Below are 16,237 nucleotides of genomic sequence, written 5' to 3'. Positions count from 1 at the left end.
GGGGCAGGTGCTTGTTACGTACATTGACTTCCACTTTGATCATTTTCTACTTGTTCTGTTCCATAACGGCAAAGTAATTCTCTTCATGATCTGAAAAGTTGAATACCCTGCCCTGGGGCAAGGTGACAACCTCGCCAACGGTAATCTGTTTTGCTTGGAAATTCTCATATAATCTGTCCAGGTCGTCCGTGAAAAACATCAAGGATGGTGTGCCCAGGTTGACGTCAGGGGACATTTTTGCAACGGCTTTTTTGTCATGCAGAATGATACTTGTCTCAGCATCAGATGTGGGTGCGATTTCAACCCATTTCATTTCATCTGGATTTTGTGCTTCATCTATGATGCTGAAGCCGGTTTTGTCGACCCAAAACGATACGGCTGCGTCCTGATCATTCACATACAGCATGACTTGCCCTAGTTTACTGATCATCTATTTCACCTCCTCGTAATAGACTACACGCTTAGTGAACCCCGAAACCCTCTGGCTCCATAATAAGACTCGGCGCCATTGTGATAAACAAAAACGGTGTTGTACCGGCGATCGCAGAAAAGCGCGCCACCGAGATTGCGGATGTTCTCCGGTGTCTTTACCCAGCAGGACGTTTTCGTATCGAATTCGCCCAGGGTCTGCAGCTGTCGGTACTCATCTTCGGTCAACAGCTCAATCCCCATCTCTTCGGCCAGATCCAACGCACTGGTTTCCGGTTTATACTTCTTTCTGGCATTGAGCGCTTTGCGGTCATAACAGACACTTCTGCGGCCTTTCGGGCTTTCAAGTGAACAATCGACAAAGCGGTAAGTGCCTGTTTCGGTATCGAAGGCGACAACATCCGGTTCCCCGCCGGTCTGTTCCATCTGATAGAGGGACCAAAGTTTATCCTGATTTTCGTCAAGGCGCCTCTGCACATCCTCCCAGTCCACATGCTCGTGCCGGTGCCTATGCTGATCGAACCGTGTCTTCAACTGTTGGAGGATTTCCTCATGCTGCTCGTTTGATAGTGTCGTTTTTTTCAAGGTCATCATGGTAACCCCCATTTCTTACACCCAGTATACCGCGACTGCAGGAGGCGCGCATGATTGATTAATGATCAGACCGGGGTCAGGCAAGAGAGTAAACACTTCTGCCTTTTTACGAGAACATGTGAAGCAGAATTTGAACCTGATTGTGAGTTTACTTGTTTATGTCATGATAATAGGGGGGCTTTCTGACAGTTTTTACGAATTGGGAAGTGCTTCTGGGCTGGATAATGGAGACTTCCCGATTCTCGGGGTGACGTTGACCTTGGGGAACTTTTTTCTGTTCGGTTTGCTGCTTGTATGGGTTGCGGGAGTGTTCATCGTATTGCTCATTTATGGATGAGTTGGACAATGGGTGCGTGTTCCGCTGCTCATTCGTTTCGTGAAATAATCCCGTCCGGTCAAGTAAGACGAGAGTTAAACCGGGAGAATTAAGGCTCTCCAGGTTTATTTTTCTCTGAACAGGCTGGTTCTTGACGAGGAATGAAGCACATGTCATGATGTACTTACAATCTTACGTAAGTACATGAAACGAGGGAGAAATCATGGCAAAGCAGGAAGTCAGAAAAGTGAGCCGCATGGGTAACAGTCTGGGCGTTGGCATTCCGAAGTCGATTATTGATGCCCTGGAGCTTGAGAAAGGTGACGAGCTGACGTTCAGTGTGGATGGTGACAACCGTATCACCTTGCAGAAAAAACGGGATTTGAAAGACCGTGTTGATCCGGAACTGCTGGAAATGCTTTCGGAAACCTTTGAAGAACATGACGATGTCTTCCGGAATTTGAGGGATCGATAAATGACGGTGTATGTCACATATCACGATGCCGTTCTGATTCACTATTTGATTATGAAGCGTTACGGTGAAGGGGAACCGGCAGGGGTAAAAGACGAAGGATTGCTGGAATCGGCTCTTCATCGACCGAAACAAACCTTATTTGGCGAAGATGCCTATCCATCGCTTTGGGAAAAAGCTGCGGTGTTGTTTCAATCGATCCTGAAAAACCATGCATTCCATAACGGAAACAAACGGACGGCTCTGGCTGTCACGGAAATATTCCTGAAAAGGAATGGATACAAATTGAAGAGCGCATACAATCAGGACCTTGAAGACTTCACGGTGGAGACCGCGAAAGGAGAAGTCGCTATCAAGGAGATTGCTATCTGGCTGGAGGAACACGCAGAACGACGGCAACCATAACCTGAGACTGTATGACCGATTCCCCTGAGGTGTATTCGCTGATCTGCAAACAGGCCTTGACTACCAATACGGCGTCAAGGTCTGTTTGCTTTCCAGAAATTCAATTACTTTGTCAAACAAGGTAATGATTCATACCAAATCATAATGTGTATATTCACATTATTCAGGCCCAAAATAAAAACCCCTCACACAGCCGTGTGAAGGGTTTGGATTGAAGTATGAATTACTTCTGTACGTTAGCCGCTTGGGGGCCACGCTGGCCTTGCTCGATGTCGAAATTGACTGTCTGGCCTTCGTCAAGTGTTTTGAAACCTTCGCCTTCGATCGCGGAAAAGTGAACGAATACGTCGTCCTGGCCTTCAATTTCGATGAAACCGAAACCTTTTTCTGCATTAAACCATTTTACTGTACCTTGTGTCATAATGATATTCCTCCTGTGTGGGTTTTGCCCACGTTGTATTGCATCTTGAGCTCTTCATTTACCAAATCCAGAGGAATATACTTTGAAACATTCAACTTTCATTACTATCCGAACCTCAATAAGCTAATTCTACTGTAACGTATATGGAGCTGAAATACTACCCCTGTATTGAAATTCTTTTGAGGACCTGTTTATCATCCCGTTATCTTTTCGCTTTTCGTACCTTCAGCTTCTTGCCTTTCACGGTCCGCTGCTGCAGTTCCTCAAGGGCAAGTTGGCCTTTGCCGTTAAAGATGTCGATGAGGGTGCTCGTTTCCTGGATGGTGATGATGCCGATGTCGTCGGCGGTAATGCCGTCGATGCTTGTCAGTGTGCCGACGAAGTCCGGTGCTCTAAGCTTTTTCTTCTTGCCGCCGTTTACATACAGCGTCATGATTTCTTTGTTGAGATCGGCGTTTTTGTTTTCTTTTCGCTCCGGAGCCGTCGTCAGTTTTTGAAAGAAGGCTTCTTCGCTTCGTTTCACTTCCGCTTCCGTTGGGGCCGTGGCGAGGGGAATGATCGTCCCTGTGTAGCGTTCAAGGTCACGGATGGCGCCTTTTTCACGGTTATTGACAAAGGTAATCGCTTTGCCTGTTTTCCCCGCACGGCCCGTTCGACCGGTCCGGTGCACATAGCTCTCCTTCTCAAACGGCACGTCGTAATTGATGACAAGGGAGACGTTGTCGATGTCGATCCCCCTGGCAGCGACGTTCGTCGCGATCAAATAGCGAAAAGCGCCGCGCTTAAAGGCCTCCATCACAGCAAAGCGTTCCTTCTGCGCGAGACCGCCGTGAATTTTCCGTGGGCGGTAGCCGTTTTGATTCAATTCGTCTTCAAGCTGGTCCACACTCTCCTGGGTGTTGCAGAAAATCAGGCAGCTGTCCGGGTTCTCGACCTTCGTCACATCCTTCAGGATCTTGATCTTCTCCTTGTTTGTGACGTGGATGACGGACTGGTCAATGGAGTCCGGGGAGACGGTTTCCTGACGGATCGTGATCTGCTTTGGTTCCTGCATATACTGCTTGGAGAGGCGTTTGATCTGGTCACTGATGGTGGCCGAGAAGATCGATGTGGTGCGCCTTTCCGGAAGCTGTTTGATGATGGCTTCCACCTGATCGATGAAGCCCATATTGAGCATCTGATCCGCTTCGTCGATGATGAGGTACTCGATCCTGTTGAGAAAAAGGGTCCCTTTTTCGATGTGATCCAGGACCCGTCCCGGTGTCCCGATGACGACGTGGGATTTCTGTTTCAGCTCGAGTTTCTGCTTGGCAAAGGGTTCCTGTCCGTAAATCGCCGTGGCTTTGATGCGTTTGAAGCGGCCGATATTGGTGATGTCTTCCTGGATTTGTGCCGCCAGTTCCCGGGTGGGCGAGAGAATTAACGCCTGTGGCCGGTTCTCTTCCCAGTCGATCATTTCACAGATCGGGATCGCAAAAGAAGCGGTCTTTCCCGTGCCGGTCTGCGATGTCACCATGAGATCCTGCTTGTCTAAAGCCAGTGGAATCACTCGTGTTTGCACGTCTGTCGGTTCGGTCATCTTTAATTCAGTCAGCGAGCGGACGATGTCTTCTGATAGTCCGAACGTTGTAAATTGATTCGTTGTCATTGGTCACCCTCATTTTCAGATTGGTTCTGCTTGTCGAACGTATTCCCTCGGATCATTATATCACCTCTGCAGCTGCAGCGCTGATGCAATTGAAATGGATGAAGGAATTTGGTTTGGACAGATACGATTGATAAGGTTTATTGGTATAAAACACTCACTATAAAAATTCCCTTTTAAGCTCTTTTAAATGTAATGAGAGCATGAAAGGGAAGGCGCTGATTGGATTGTTCAAAAACGCTAATGTACCGAAAATCGGTGGTTGCAACCAATTGTTGCTATGTAGTTGGTGGTGCGCAACTGCTCTATACGTTAGGATCAGGTTATCACATTCAGCTAAGGAGCATATGATCATGTCACTAGGAGAAAACATCAGCAGTAAACGAAAGGCTTTGAAACTGTCACAGGAATATGTCGCCGGGCGGTTAGGTGTCAGCCGGCAGGCGGTCTCGAAATGGGAAACGAATTCGTCAGAACCCTCTACCGACAATTTGATCCGTCTGGCGAATTTGTTTAAGTGCGACATCAGAGAGCTCATTTCCCCGGAAATAAATCCAGGCGATGAGGAAATTCCGGAAATTCCGTCTGATCCAGTAAAAAAAGATATCCGTATGCAATTGGCTGCGGTATTCGGCCGTGTGTTGCTCCTGATCGGGGCGATAGGGTTTATGGGTGGCATCACCGACTCGGCAGATCTGGGCTCCATGCCCGGGTGGTATGTTCAACTGTGGTATGGGGTGGTGTTTGCCATCGGATTTGTTTTGACATTCATCGGATCGTGGGATTATTTCAACCGGAAAGCCGGATCGAAACAGGTGATCTGGTTTGATTTGCTCTTTGCACTCGCGATCTTTCTCTATGGCTCATGGCCGTTCGAAGAAAGCATCAAGACACTGATCACCATGATCCTCGGTATGGCCGTAGTGAGCATCATTAATATTAAGTTCTTCATACCGGTATGGCGGAAACCGAAAAAAGCCTGACCCTCATTGCAGCAAAGCATTACCGCAGTGGGGTCAGGCGCCAGGGTTCGATTAATCGGTCATGATTCTGATTAAGTCATACTGAAAAAAACGCTTGTTTCGTTGGCGGTCGTCAGAAAAGACCATCTGTTTGTCCGTAAGCTCCCGGAATGCCTTTCGGATCGTGGACGCAGCGAGATCAGAATGGTGTTCGACCTGTTTCACAGAAGTAATTGGAAATTTCATCACCATGCCCCACACATGTTTTGATGATCCGGAAGATAGCTTTTGCAAGCCTTCATGATAGAGATCTTCAGCTTGGTCGAGTTTGTTGTACTGTTTCTCGGCCATGCGAATCGTTGCATCGAGGAAGAAATGGATCCAATTCTCCCAGTTGGGAGTTTTTTCTCCGACGCCTCTCACGCCATTTAATAAAGCGTAATACCGAAACCGTTCTTTCTCCAATTCCTCGCTTAAGAAGAAAGAGGGGGAATCAATTAAATTCTCCTTCATCATATGCAGGACGATTAAGATTCTGCCCAGTCGGCCATTTCCGTCTAAAAAAGGATGGATCGATTCGAATTGCGCATGGACAATGGCGGTTTTGATTAACCCGTGTAAGTCACCATTGCTTTGTTGTTTATAAGGATGGCCGTTAATAAAATGTTCCAGATTCGACATGTATTCGCCCAAGTATTGAGGTTCGGGTGGAATATAAGAAGCATCTTTTATATCCTTTGAAGGACCTATGAAATTTTGAACTTTTCGGTATTCACCTCCATCTCCTTTTGAACCGCGGGCTTCTGCCATTAACTCGCTGTGCATGCGGCGAAGAAGCCTTTCTGATACAGGATAGCCAGTATTGATTGCTTCAACACCGATTTGAAGTGCCCGCCGGTAGTTCCTCACCTCAATTTTTTCCCAATCCATTCCCTGATCCATTTCATCTTCCAACATTTCACTGAACGTAACTTGAGTGCCCTCAATTCGTGTGGATTGAACGGATTCCTGGAGAGTCAGAAGCGCCATAAATGATTCACTGACGAGAGAGTCATTCATCTTTTGCTTCAGCTTCTCAAGTTTGGAGGTCGCTTCCACAACTTTTTTGTAAAATGAGAGCTCTGTTTCAGGCGTAAACGAAACAGGTAACAGGGGAAGATTATATGGCTGTTTCATCGCGGGCCTCCTTTTCGATTTTGATTATATATATTGTATCATAAATAAGTTCAGATTCAATTTAACGATCTTTTTACTTCACAAAATATCGTTACTGCAACAATAAGCCCGATCCCCATTGCAGTAAAGGATAACTGCAATGGGGTCAGTTCCGAGTTTTCCAATGCTGACGTCTTTTCTATACCTATTCCGCGGAATCCACTATACTGAGGAGGAGAAGCGCTCTGAAAAGGTAAACCATTATTCAACGAAGAGACCAATTCATTATGATAGGAGAATCAGTCATGACAAAACGAAAAATCATCATTGATACGGACCCGGGGATCGATGATACTTACGCCATCATCGCCGCCCTGTCTTATGCCGGGTTTGACGTCCTTGGCATCACGGTTGTAGCAGGAAATGTAGGGCTTGAGCCGTGTGTGAACAACGCCCTGGGAATTGTGAAGCTGATGGACGCAGACTGCAAGGTGTATCCGGGAGCGGAGGGTTCACTGAATCAGCTTCGCGAAGAGTCGGGCTACGAGCTGAAGACGACGGTCCACGGGGAGAGCGGCTTAGGCAGCGTGACGCTTACCCCGGATCTCACGAAGAAATCCGATACGCATGCTGTTGATTTTATCCTGGAGACGGTCAAAGCCCATCCGGACGAAGTGGAAATCATCTCTTTGGGCCCGATGACCAATCTCGCCCTGGCCATTGAAAAAGACCGCAACACGATGAAACAGGTCAAGACGATCTGGTCCATGGGCGGGGGCGTGCACCTCGGGAACCGGACGCCGGTGGCGGAGTTCAACTACTGGTTCGACCCAGAGGCGGTCAAAGAAACCTATGACTTAGGTGAAGACATCGAAATCAACATGATCGGCCTCGACATCACCCACCAGACGCAGATTACCCTCGATGATCTGTTCTTTCTGCGGACCGAATGCGGGGAAATCGGCCAGATCCTCAGTCGAATTGCCGAGCACTATCAGGACATGTACTGGAAGTTCATCAAGCAGACAGGCGTCATCATTCACGACCTCGTTGCCGTGATGACAGCGATTGACCCGACCTTGACGGATAAGTTCGACATCCTGGTGGGCGTGAATCTTCAGATCGAAACCGAGGGCATCTGTAAAGGACAGACGGTTGTGCAGAAGCATCAGTCCCTTTTCGCCGAAGCGGGGCTTGCAAAGAATGCGAATGTCTACATGGACATCGATCCCATCGCCTTCAAAAAGGCCTTCATGAAACTCTGTTTTCCAGAGGCGTATGACGACTACCGACGATATATTCTAAAAGAAAAGCACGGCTGAAGGCGGGATCCGCTCAACTTTTCGAAATGTCGAGCAAATCTGCCGGAATCCGAGCATCATCTGGCATATCCGAGCACGTCTGCCGCGATCCGCGCAACTCTTAAGGTTTCCGAGCAAGCCTTCCATAATCCGAACACAATACGGAAGATCCGAGCAAGTTCGCTCGGATCCGCGCACAACGAGTCACCTGTCAGGAGGACACTGTTATGAAAAAGACAAACGACCTGCTTTTCGACATAGAAACGGGTATCAGTGGCGACACGGCGGAAACATCCGCATTCGTCAGAGCACCAGCTTCAGATAGCGCCCCTGTAATCCTCTACTACGTCACCGACCCGATCTGTTCCCACTGCTGGGCTATCGAACCGGTACTTCGCCGCTTTTTGACGATGTATCAAGGAGAGCTCACGGTCCGTATTGTCATGGGCGGACTTCTGGAAAAATGGCACGGAGGCCCTGTGGATCCGGCGAACGGCATCCATGGTCCGGAAGACGTGGCCGGCCACTGGCGTGAAGTTGGCGAACATGCCCGTATGCCCATCGACGGGTCCCTGATGAAAACCAACCCTCTCGCGTCATCCTACCCTCCTTCGAGAGTCTTCAAAGTCGTGGAGACCATCCACGGGAAAGAGGCGGCCGTTCAGTGTCTCCGGCGCATGAGAGAAGCACTCTTTATCGGGAACCGGAACATCGGAGAAGCAACGGTCCTTCGTGAGATCCTGTCGGATATGGGTCTTGACGGAGAGAGGATCGTGACAGAGGCAGACGGGGAGAGGGGCCATGCGCTCCTCATGGAGGATTTCGCGCTTGCCAGAAGCCTCCGTGCCCGGGCCTTTCCGACCATCATCATGGTGAATGAAAAGAACGAAGGCGTGCGAATTGTTGGCGGGCGTCCCTTGGAGACGTACATTGATGGCCTGAAGAAGCTGCGCGGTAAAGAAGTCAAAGCAGGACCGGTACCGGATCTTCCGGTCCTGCTGAAAGACGAACAGCTCCTGTTTGCAAAGGAAATCGAAGTCCTGTACGAAGTAGCACCTGCCGAAGCAAAAGCCTTCGTTGAGCGGCAACTTTCAGAAGAGTCCTATGAGATTCAAATGTTTCTCAGTGAATGGTATGTCAGACGAACGAACTGACGGAAAGCACCAGATGCCCAGTTGTGCATCTGGTTTTGCTCTGTTCACAGACCGAAAGATTCAAGTAACACAGGGCATCATCCATCAGTGGAGGAAAAAGGTGGCGTATTGGTATACAATAACAGGAAAAGCAGTTGATCAAAACTGGAAATGAGGGGCTGTCGTGATTATACTCAATGACATTTTGAAGCTGACCGAACAAGAGTTGAAACATACCAAGATCCGCTTCAACCAAAGCAACAGGGAGGAGTTTGATCCCATTCAGTTGTTTAAAGATAAAGACGACGGCTTGTATACGGGGCAGTTTTGGAATTACGCCAAGAACAAGTCTTTTCGAGTCGGTCAGATTGCGATCGGTTTTATCCGAATTGATCACGACAAGTGGCTGTTATTTGATATCAGCAGGATCACCGAGGACTTGGGCGTTTATAACGGTGTCGGTTATCGTTATGAAACGATCGAAACATACAAAAAGTATTTCGGCAGGCTGATCGTGAAATTTAAAAACAAATCGCAAAACATGATCCGAAGAGCGGAGAGTGTCATCAACGAGTGCGAGGTATATGAGATCATCAACGACACCTTTGAAGATGATGGTTTTCCGGGCTATGAGAACGTGAATTTGTCGTGGCAGGATTTACGACGGGTCGTCGAAAAGAAAGAGTGGAAAACGGAGCTGGAAAACCAGAAGGGGATTTATCTGATCACCGACGTTAAATCAGGCAAGCGCTATGTCGGTTCGGCATATGGGGAGGACATGCTTTTAGGCAGGTGGCGGAACTATATCCAAACCGGTCATGGCGGGAATAAAGACCTGAAGGCACTCCACTTCGACTACATCAAATCCAATTTCCGCTATGCGATATTGGAAATCTACAAATCCACCACCGAGGATACGGTCATCATCCGAAGAGAGCATCATTGGATGAACGTGCTCCTGACCAAAGATAAACGGTTTGGGTACAACAATTAACTGAATGAAACCTGAAAAAGGAGCATTCCGCAGCTGGCGGAGTGCTCCTTGATGTATGCGTGGTTACGCTCTGACTTCACTTTCGAATTTGGATTGGTGTGATCCGTCACAAAAAGGTTTATTGGACGATAAACCGCAGCGGCACAAGGCCGTTGTTTTTTTGGAATCCATCGGCTTTCCCGCGCCGTCAACCAGCTCCACTTCGCCTTTAACGATCACGGGCCCGTTATCGGTGATGGTAATTTTTACGTCTGCCATTCTTTCACCTCCCTATTCGTCGAGTCGAAACCGGGTGTTATGTACCTGGGTGTCTGATCTGTTGGTTTCAGTCTTCGTCGATCGATCCGACTAAAGCCATCATAGTATAGAACTGAAAAATTATCAAATAATTCAGTCTTTTCTGGATGGATTGGCATTGGATGTGTTTATACTCGGGCAAAAAAGAATTTCAAGAAAAGAAGGAAATCACGTATATTCCCTGTTAAAATAAGTAATAAATGGTTGTGTGAGTGAATCGCGTGCGACGCAAAAAAGGATGGTTGAGCCACAATGAACGGTAAAAAAAGAGTGATGTTAGGGGCAGCGTTATATCTGTTGTTCTGTTTTTTTGATTACGTGATCCATGCATCCATTGACTGGATTTGGAACCTGGTCGCAGCCGGAATCGGGATGATGATCGGATGGGTTGTGATCGAAGTTTTACCTCGAGTCACAAATAACAACCAAAAAGTTTAAAACTCTGCGAAGGATGATTGTTGTGTTTTTCATGCACTGAAAATCATTAATACGGAATGGATGAATCCGACTGCCTGTTTTTTCGGCAATCGGGTTTATTTTTTTCAATGAACTGACGTTCGCTGACAGTCACTGTCCTAACACTCGGTAGTATAGAAGGTATCAGGCAAAGCAATGCGTGATGATTCATGACTTTAACGAAAAGGGGAGATCGATGATGAAAAAGTTGATAACAGGTATGTCGCTTGCAACCCTATTGGTAGTTGCAGCTTGCGGAAATGACAATGAAGGCAATGAAGACACCAATGTGAATGCTGGAGGGAATAACACAGAAGAGAATGCCAGCAACAATCAAGAGGCGAATGGTACTAACGATTCTGATGATGCCGCGGACGAGATCGCAGAAGACGGCTGGGAAACGGAAGTTGGTGAGACGGTGGAAAACGAAGGTGGTGTGTTTACACTGCACGCCCGTGCGGATGACATCGACACGATCGAAACAGGTCCGGTTGTGATGGAGGTCGAACAGCTGAATGCCCAGTCCGGTGAACTGTCAGGAGAAATGGCTGATTTCATGGAAACGGATCAGCTGGAATTGATTCAAATGGACATCTCGGTGGAAAACACATCCGATGAGGACATCATGTTTTATGCAGACCAGGCTGAAATTGCCACGTCCACAGGTGAACAGCTCCAGGCGGACATGTGGTTGTCGGATCACCTGGGTGGCGACATGATGGGTAATACCAGTTCCAGCGGGACGATCTTCTTCGTACTCGAAAACTCCAATGCAGAAGATGTGGAAGATGTCCGGATTACCTGGAGTGCACCGAACAATGAGGATTTCGAAAGCATCGGGGAAGACGTGGATATCACGGTGGAATATTAAGTCCGGGTCGTCCAGCTAGAGGAGGCGATGATGTGGGAATTAACGTTAAAAAATGTCCTGATTGCCATTCATTGAACGTCATCCGGATTATCTACGGGATGCCGGAATATGAGCTGTTTCAGGAAGCTGAGGCCGGTAAAGTGAAACTGGGAGGTTGCTGCATCGATGAATCTGTACCGGACTATCATTGTAAAGGGTGCGGGTATGAATGGAACAGGCAGGAGGCGATTGATCATGCCTATGACGAGATCACCGGGATCACCGCTTCGATTGGCGGATTCTTTGGCAGCACGTATGAAGTGGCTGTCGATTTTCCAAGCAGGAATGTGACTTGGCGTCGGCAGCTTGGGGATAGTGTTGCGGAGGAGAAGAAGGAAATTACGTCAGAAGCGATGGAACGGTTCGTGGAAGAGTTGAAATGGCTGGATTTCCTGAACTGGAAAGCGAAGTACGTCGAGCCCTACGTGCTGGACGGCACCCAGTGGTCCATTGAAATCAGAAGAGAAGGCAGGACCCTCCGAAAGTACGGCAGCAACAAGTTCCCGGAAGAATGGGGAGATTTCTGCAGCCTCTTGGAGACGTTGACAGGCAGGGAGTTCAGGTAACGGAAACATGGAATTGTACAAGCGTGATCCGAGCCGATTTGGTGGGACATACAAGGTTCGGATTGCGCTTATTTTTGTAATCAATACTAAGGTTTAACACGTGTGCAAATGAGGAGGATTTTATGAACGACAAGATTGAATCAGCACTTTATTATTCGGGATTATGCTTTATTCTGATGGGTATGATTTCTTTTTTAGTCATTGGAGTGTATCTGAATGTCGTGACATTTGAAATAAACTCGGCCGGCCGAATGATAAGCAGCATTGAGTCGCATCCAATGAGTTGGTATATCGGATTTGGCTATTTTGTTTCCACATCATTCTTTGGACTGATTTTACTCGGAATCGGCAGAATCATCCTGTACTTAGACTATTTAAGAAAAGATAACATGAAACTATTAGAGAAATGAATTCAACATCGTTTGTCATATGAATCGAATAAGGAGTGTCATTATGGGTCCAAAAGTGGTTACTGAAATGTTGTTTTATTTTGGTTGTTTTTTAATCATAGTCGGTATTTGTTCGGTTATTTTTGTGCCTGACCTCCTATGGGGCTTAAGTATGCTGACAAGTGGTTTAGTGGGAGGTTTATTCTATTTATTTATTTCTTCCGTTCTCCACGTTCTCATTAACATTGAAAGACGATTGAATGAAATGAATTAAGTATTGATGAATGCGATGGCGCACCCTCTTGACGTCAGTCTTGATAGCCATCGCGTTATTTTCGTGAAGTTGAATGAATCGGAATACCATGGAAATGAAATCGTGAATCTGATATTATTGTGATTAATCCGATGTCAGAGGGATCCTTCTGACATAATAATGATGAGATAAAAGTTCGCAGTCAGCATCATCATAAAACTTGAGGGGGTACCATATGCGTGTAGATTTGATTGATTCAAACGGAATGACGAAACAGCCTAAAGCAGGCTTCAGCTGGACCGTGCTGATTTTCGCGTTTTTTCCACCGTTGTTTCGAGGGGATCTGAAATGGTCTTCGATTATCTTCTTCAGTTCGGTCATGATGGGTTTCTTGAGCGGTGGCCTGCTCGGCTGGGTACCGGCGCTGGTGATGGCGTTCTTGTATAACAAGATCTATATTCAGAAGCTGCTTCGATCAGGATTTGAACCTGCGGATGATGAATCACGGGAAATTCTGAAGGAAAAAGGTGTCATTGCCTAAACTGAAACCCGGCATTCTTCACTTCGAAGAAGCAGGGAAAGGATTGTATCTTGGATCCAAAAGCTGATTATTTTGAGAAAGTGAGTGATTTCTTTGTTGAATGATTTCGTCAAAAAAATCAACCAGCTGGGCGTTGATCTGAGCGGGGGTCACGGAGACGTGATCGACATCCTGATTCATTTTACGCCGTTCAAAGTCTATGTTTATGTGGCGGATTACAACTGCTTTGAAAGTGATGTGCATGGCGTTGAATTCAGCGATCCGGAAGAGGAAGTTGATTACCACATCAGTGGAAATTATGTATGTGTTTGTGTGGATGATGAGGCATTAACACAAAAAGAGAAGATTCAAAAGGTACTGAAGCAATATGCATTGTCCGAAGAGGATGTTGTCATTATCGATTTATTTGAAAAGTCATGACCGGCACAGATGGCATGAAGATTGATATGCACGCATGAAAAAAGACCGTCCCCAACATCGTGGAGGACGGTCTTTGTCGTCTTATTTAATGGCTCTAAAATATATGTTGGGGTTTAGAAACAATGGCTGTGCTTTCAGAGTTGTTTTTCAATCGCTTACGGCGGACGTTTGCACGAAGTGCAAACAGCATCAGTGCGACAATCGACTCGAAAGTACCTCGTCGTGTCTTACTGTCCCAGGGGCTTGTCTTCAGCTAACTTTTGCTTTGCAAAAGTGGATCTTCAGATTCTGCTCCTGCGGTTACTCGTCGCATGAAAACACTCGCTGATCCCTCTGGCGTCACCGCCTGTCACTCATGAAAAACAAGCTGATTGGTTCAAAGCCAGCATGTCAAATGGCCACAAATTTGGGCATAAAAAACACGCAGGCTCCTCTATCCTTTACACTTGAATTGACGAGAAACAAAGTGAAGGAGAGGATCTGCGTGCATACTACTGATTTTAACATGAACTTTCCGGGGTTAGAAGAAGCGATCGTAACAAAAACAGCCATTGTTGATGGGGAAGTACACCTTCATATCGAGATGGAACGCGGGCCGCACAGGTGTCCATGTTGTTTTGAATGGACGAGTAAAGTCCATGATTACCGGATCCAGAAGATGCAACACCTGAAAATGTGGGAACGACCTACGGTCTTGTTCTATCGTCGAAGACGTTACGTATGCCCATGTGGCAAGCGATTTTCTGAACAGATCAAACTGGTGGAACGTTACCAACGACACACGGTGGAATGGAATCAGGCGTTGGGACTGCGTGTGATCCAGGGAAAGAATTTCACGGACACGGCCAGACAGTTTCATACGTCTCCAACCACCGTGATGAGAAGGTTCGATCAGATCGCTGCCCCTATGTTGTCGGAAGTGAAGGAGCTTCCTTCGGTCATTGCCATCGATGAGTATAAGGGAGACACCGAAAAAGGGAAATATCAAGTCATGATTGCAGATGGTGTGACAGGAAAACCATTGGATATTTTGCCGGACCGTGCGGTCCAAACCGTCAAACGTTATTTACAACAGAAAGGCAGTCAAGTCCGCATCGTGGTTATGGACATGAGCCATTCCTTTAAATCATCGGTAGACCAGGCATTGGGCAAACCTGTTATTGTCGCCGACCGGTTTCATTTCTGTCGTTATATCTATTGGGCGCTGGACCGGATTCGGCGCCGTGTACAGAAGGAATTCCACGAATATGATCGGAAAAAGTGTAAACGAATGAAGCATGTTTTTCATAAACACGCGCAAGACTTAACGGAGAAACAACACTGGTATCTCCAACGCTATCTGTCTTTGTCAAAGGAGCTTCGTGAAGCCTATGAAGTGAAAGAAGCTTATCGCGATTGGTTTGAAACGGCGAAACAGGTTGGGCAACATGATTTGCGAAGCGTAAAAGAAGAACTTCATGCGTTCTATCAATGCGTGGAGGCATCGGAGATGCAAGAGTTTCAAGACGTCCTGAAAACATTCCGAAATTGGGAAGTGGCCATCCTGAACAGCTTTGCCTATGGTTATACAAACGGTCCGATCGAAGGGTTAAACAATCAGACGAAAGTGATCAAACGGAATGCATTCGGATTCAGACGATACGATCGTTTCCGATTCCGGGTATTACTGCATCATCAATTCAAAAATGAACATTTTCAAGTAGGTTAAAGGGGCAGCGGCAAAATGCCACTACCCCAACAATTGACTTAGAACCTATTTAATAATATCCACCGGTCCGTGATCATCGATGTGATCACCGTGCACGTGGTGCAGGCGGCCGTCCACGACGTAGTCGTAGTGATCACCGTGCGGGACCATTTCGTGACCGCAGTCTTCATGATGGTTGCAGTTCGCCTCAATGGGCGCACAGTTGTCGGGGTTCTTTTCAGAAACTTCGATCTTACACTCGTCCCAGTGATCTTCATGTTTGTGGTGCAGGTGACCGTTGTGAATGTAGTCGATGTGATCACCGTGCCGGATTTTCGTGTGCCCGCAGGAAAGAGAATGCTCGTGTGTATGGTTTTCATGTGTATGATGTGCCATTTAAAGCCCTCCTTTTTTGTGTTATCGCCAGTATAACATCTTATTTTTTTGTCTGCTTGTTTTCGAAAAGGTTCTGATTTACACCGGTTCTCGTATCTTCTGTGTTGAGCGTATACGTGAACGGTGAGAGGATCACCAGCAGGATAATGATGACGGCGTATAAGATGATGGAATGGAATATCGCAAGATCGGTAAACACGTTCAGGAGTAATGGGAATAGTGCAATAAACAGTGTCAGGATCAGAAAATCTTTCCGGGCTTTGACGAACTGCTTCTCCTGGCAGGTGGGACAGCTGGTGTATTCTTTAATGAATCGCTGGGCAACCAGCGCCTGTTTCCAGGTGAGTGGTGTGCGGCAGGAATCGCATACGGGCAGGGTAAATTTCATCGTAATGTGCCTCCTCCAAGTAGTAAAGCATATCAATTAATCAGGAGAAGATTCCGTCCTGAGTAACCATGAAAATTGCTTTTTTCCGGCAGTTTATCTCATTTTAA

22 protein-coding genes are annotated in these 16,237 nt (G+C 46.9%); 14 read left to right on the top strand and 8 right to left on the bottom strand.

Translation table 11 applies throughout. The features are described from left to right. Positions 1–46: 46 nt before the first annotated feature. On the bottom strand, positions 47–430 hold the full coding sequence (locus BBEV_RS15750) for a VOC family protein (RefSeq protein ID WP_069366332.1): 384 nt from the start codon (positions 428–430) through the stop codon (positions 47–49). Between the two features lie 23 nt (positions 431–453). Further along, complete coding sequence (locus tag BBEV_RS15745; RefSeq protein WP_069366331.1) at positions 454–1,020, bottom strand: DUF4256 domain-containing protein; 567 nt, start codon at positions 1,018–1,020, stop codon at positions 454–456. A 121-nt stretch (positions 1,021–1,141) separates the two neighbouring features. Between BBEV_RS15745 and BBEV_RS17675 the strand changes: the two genes are divergently transcribed. The 3 genes from BBEV_RS17675 (at position 1,142) to BBEV_RS15730 (ending at position 2,216) form a co-directional block, all read left to right on the top strand. Next, positions 1,142–1,360 carry a hypothetical protein gene (locus BBEV_RS17675; RefSeq protein ID WP_198155025.1) on the top strand — a complete coding sequence of 73 codons (219 nt, stop codon included), beginning with the start codon at positions 1,142–1,144 and terminating at the stop codon, positions 1,358–1,360. A gap of 202 nt (positions 1,361–1,562) precedes the next feature. Beyond that, the gene (locus tag BBEV_RS15735; RefSeq protein ID WP_069366329.1) at positions 1,563–1,814 is read left to right on the top strand and encodes an AbrB/MazE/SpoVT family DNA-binding domain-containing protein; all 252 of its coding nucleotides are present in this window, start codon (positions 1,563–1,565) and stop codon (positions 1,812–1,814) included. Continuing rightward, entirely contained in the window at positions 1,815–2,216 is a 402-nt protein-coding gene (locus BBEV_RS15730; RefSeq protein ID WP_069366328.1) for a type II toxin-antitoxin system death-on-curing family toxin, read from the top strand. It abuts the gene before it with no gap. Positions 2,217–2,439: 223 nt separating this feature from the next. Here the strand turns inward: BBEV_RS15730 and BBEV_RS15725 are convergent, their stop codons facing one another. Further along, a complete protein-coding gene (locus BBEV_RS15725) occupies positions 2,440–2,637 on the bottom strand; it encodes a cold-shock protein (protein ID WP_069366327.1) in 198 nt (65 codons plus the stop codon). Positions 2,638–2,839: 202 nt separating this feature from the next. Next, positions 2,840–4,285, bottom strand: a complete 1,446-nt coding sequence (locus BBEV_RS15720; RefSeq protein WP_069366326.1) for a DEAD/DEAH box helicase — start codon at positions 4,283–4,285, stop codon at positions 2,840–2,842. Between the two features lie 350 nt (positions 4,286–4,635). Here BBEV_RS15720 and BBEV_RS15715 point away from each other — a divergent pair, with 350 nt between their 5' ends. Beyond that, complete coding sequence (locus tag BBEV_RS15715; protein ID WP_069366325.1) at positions 4,636–5,265, top strand: helix-turn-helix domain-containing protein; 630 nt, start codon at positions 4,636–4,638, stop codon at positions 5,263–5,265. 51 nt (positions 5,266–5,316) lie between these two features. On the opposite strand, the gene BBEV_RS15710 is transcribed toward BBEV_RS15715, so the two are convergent. Beyond that, positions 5,317–6,420 (bottom strand): Fic family protein, encoded by a 1,104-nt coding sequence (locus tag BBEV_RS15710; RefSeq protein ID WP_069366324.1) that lies wholly within the window; start codon positions 6,418–6,420, stop codon positions 5,317–5,319. A gap of 284 nt (positions 6,421–6,704) precedes the next feature. Between BBEV_RS15710 and BBEV_RS15705 the strand changes: the two genes are divergently transcribed. The 3 genes from BBEV_RS15705 (at position 6,705) to BBEV_RS15695 (ending at position 9,827) form a co-directional block, all read left to right on the top strand. Next, on the top strand, positions 6,705–7,721 hold the full coding sequence (locus tag BBEV_RS15705) for a nucleoside hydrolase (protein ID WP_069366323.1): 1,017 nt from the start codon (positions 6,705–6,707) through the stop codon (positions 7,719–7,721). A gap of 206 nt (positions 7,722–7,927) precedes the next feature. Beyond that, positions 7,928–8,854 carry a DsbA family oxidoreductase gene (locus BBEV_RS15700; RefSeq protein ID WP_069366322.1) on the top strand — a complete coding sequence of 309 codons (927 nt, stop codon included), beginning with the start codon at positions 7,928–7,930 and terminating at the stop codon, positions 8,852–8,854. Positions 8,855–9,017: 163 nt separating this feature from the next. Further along, positions 9,018–9,827: a GIY-YIG nuclease family protein gene (locus BBEV_RS15695; RefSeq protein WP_069366321.1), complete on the top strand. Its 810-nt coding sequence runs from the start codon at positions 9,018–9,020 to the stop codon at positions 9,825–9,827. A gap of 63 nt (positions 9,828–9,890) precedes the next feature. Here BBEV_RS15695 and BBEV_RS15690 read toward each other — a convergent pair whose 3' ends face one another. Then, a complete protein-coding gene (locus BBEV_RS15690) occupies positions 9,891–10,085 on the bottom strand; it encodes a CDGSH iron-sulfur domain-containing protein (RefSeq protein WP_069366320.1) in 195 nt (64 codons plus the stop codon). A gap of 291 nt (positions 10,086–10,376) precedes the next feature. On the opposite strand from BBEV_RS15690, the gene BBEV_RS15685 reads away from it, so the two are divergent. The 7 genes from BBEV_RS15685 (at position 10,377) to BBEV_RS15650 (ending at position 15,367) form a co-directional block, all read left to right on the top strand. Further along, positions 10,377–10,562: a hypothetical protein gene (locus BBEV_RS15685; RefSeq protein ID WP_069366319.1), complete on the top strand. Its 186-nt coding sequence runs from the start codon at positions 10,377–10,379 to the stop codon at positions 10,560–10,562. Positions 10,563–10,779: 217 nt separating this feature from the next. Continuing rightward, positions 10,780–11,451, top strand: coding sequence for a hypothetical protein (locus tag BBEV_RS15680; RefSeq protein ID WP_069366318.1), 672 nt, complete (start codon positions 10,780–10,782; stop codon positions 11,449–11,451). Positions 11,452–11,483: 32 nt separating this feature from the next. Then, entirely contained in the window at positions 11,484–12,056 is a 573-nt protein-coding gene (locus tag BBEV_RS17670) for a hypothetical protein (protein ID WP_069366317.1), read from the top strand. A 122-nt stretch (positions 12,057–12,178) separates the two neighbouring features. Further along, the gene (locus BBEV_RS15670; protein WP_069366316.1) at positions 12,179–12,466 is read left to right on the top strand and encodes a hypothetical protein; all 288 of its coding nucleotides are present in this window, start codon (positions 12,179–12,181) and stop codon (positions 12,464–12,466) included. A gap of 467 nt (positions 12,467–12,933) precedes the next feature. After that, a complete protein-coding gene (locus BBEV_RS15660; protein WP_069366314.1) occupies positions 12,934–13,239 on the top strand; it encodes a hypothetical protein in 306 nt (101 codons plus the stop codon). A 93-nt stretch (positions 13,240–13,332) separates the two neighbouring features. Continuing rightward, complete coding sequence (locus BBEV_RS15655; RefSeq protein WP_198155024.1) at positions 13,333–13,659, top strand: hypothetical protein; 327 nt, start codon at positions 13,333–13,335, stop codon at positions 13,657–13,659. Between the two features lie 505 nt (positions 13,660–14,164). Then, complete coding sequence (locus BBEV_RS15650; protein WP_069366790.1) at positions 14,165–15,367, top strand: ISL3 family transposase; 1,203 nt, start codon at positions 14,165–14,167, stop codon at positions 15,365–15,367. Between the two features lie 45 nt (positions 15,368–15,412). Here the strand turns inward: BBEV_RS15650 and BBEV_RS15645 are convergent, their stop codons facing one another. Next, on the bottom strand, positions 15,413–15,742 hold the full coding sequence (locus tag BBEV_RS15645; RefSeq protein ID WP_069366312.1) for a hypothetical protein: 330 nt from the start codon (positions 15,740–15,742) through the stop codon (positions 15,413–15,415). 40 nt (positions 15,743–15,782) lie between these two features. Then, positions 15,783–16,130, bottom strand: a complete 348-nt coding sequence (locus BBEV_RS15640; protein WP_069366311.1) for a TIGR04104 family putative zinc finger protein — start codon at positions 16,128–16,130, stop codon at positions 15,783–15,785. Positions 16,131–16,237 lie beyond the last annotated feature (107 nt).

Source organism: Salisediminibacterium beveridgei (assembly GCF_001721685.1).
Classification (GTDB): Bacteria; Bacillota; Bacilli; order Bacillales; family Salisediminibacteriaceae; genus Salisediminibacterium; species Salisediminibacterium beveridgei.
This window is presented reverse-complemented; position numbering and strand designations above follow the sequence as displayed.